Raw genomic sequence first — 1,573 nt, 5'->3', positions numbered from 1 at the left:
CACCACCACGCAACGCCTGCATCGCCCAGTGCAACGCCACCAACGACGACGAACACGCCGTATCCACCGTCACCGCAGGACCCTCAAGACCCAACACATACGACACCCGACCCGACGCCAGACTCGGCGAACTCCCGCTGCCCTGGAATCCCTCGAACTCCGGGCTCCCCAAGACCATGCTGTAGTCGCTGTACATCACTCCCGCGAAGACGCCAGTGGCGCTCCCTCTCAGCGACAACGGGTCGATCCCGGCCCGCTCCACGGCCTCCCACGACGCCTCCAGCAGCAGCCGCTGCTGCGAGTCCGTGGCAAGAGCCTCACGCGGGCTCATCCCGAAGAACGCCGGGTCGAACTCCCCCGCCTCGTAGAGGAATCCGCCTTCCCGCGTGTAGGTCGTTCCCTTGTGGTCCGGGTCCGGATGGAAGAGCCCTTCCGTGTCCCAGCCGCGGTTGGCAGGGAAGCCGCCGATCGCGTCGGTGCCGTCCGTGACCAGCCGCCACAGATCCTCCGGCGAGGCGACGCCGCCGGGATAGCGGCAGCTCATCCCCACAATGACGATCGGATCGTCCACCACGGATGCCCCTGTGCCAACGGGCGACACCGCAGCGATGTCGGCCGCGTCGGCGGCACCGAGCAGGTCATCGAGCAGATGGCCGACAAGGGAGTCGACGGTGGGATAGTCGAAGACCATCGTGGCCGGCAACCGCAGCCCGGTGACCGTGGCGAGCCTGTTCCGCAGCTCGACCGAGGTGAGCGAGTCGAAGCCCAACTCCCGGAAGGCACGTCCCGGATGTACGGAGGTGGAGTCGGCGTGCCCGAGCACGAGTGCCACCTGCCCGCGTACGAGATCCACCAGCACCTCGTGACGCTCAACAGAGGTCAGTCCGGCCAGCCTGCTCACCAGCCCGGCCGCGGCGGCCGATCCGGCGACCGCGGACCTCCGCCGGGCTCGGGTGCGTACCAAGGTCCGCAGCATCGGCGGGACTTCGCCGCGGGCCCGCAGCACCGGCAGATCAAGCCGTACGGGCACGGAGACGGCATCCCCGCCGGCCAACGCCATATCGAAGAGCGCCACCCCCTCCTCCACCGACAACGCCGACACACCCGAACGCACAAACCGATCCGCCTCGGTGTCCGCCAGACCCGACGTCATCCCAACCGCACGGTCCCAAGGCCCCCACGCCAACGACACACCCGGCAGACCCTCAGCCCGCCGACACTCCACCAACGCGTCAAGAAACGCGTTACCCGCCGCATACGCCCCCTGCCCCGGACTCCCCAACACCCCGGCAACCGAAGAGAACACCACAAAAGCCCCGAGCTCCCGCTCCCGCGTCAGCTCATGCAGATGCCACGCCCCATCCACCTTCGGCCGCAACACCCCACCCAGCCGCTCCACCGACAGCGAACCGACCGTCCCGTCATCCAGCACCCCCGCAACATGCACCACCCCCGACACCACACGCCCCGCCAACAAAGCCTCCACCGAAGCACGATCAGCGACATCACACGCCACCACCGACACCACCGCACCCAGAGCCGACAACTCCGCCGCCAACTCCCCGACACCCTC

1 protein-coding gene is annotated in these 1,573 nt (G+C 68.5%); it reads right to left on the bottom strand.

Annotation, left to right across the window (positions count from 1 at the left end; genetic code table 11):
- The coding region (locus tag AB0389_RS37845; RefSeq protein ID WP_366400128.1) for a type I polyketide synthase at positions 1-1,558 on the bottom strand (1,558 nt) is incomplete at its 3' end.
- Positions 1,559-1,573 lie beyond the last annotated feature (15 nt).

Source organism: Streptomyces sp. NPDC093109 (genome assembly GCF_040701725.1).
GTDB lineage: Bacteria > Actinomycetota > Actinomycetes > Streptomycetales > Streptomycetaceae > Streptomyces.
Note: the sequence above shows the minus strand (reverse complement) of the source record. Positions and strands in the feature narration are given on the sequence as shown.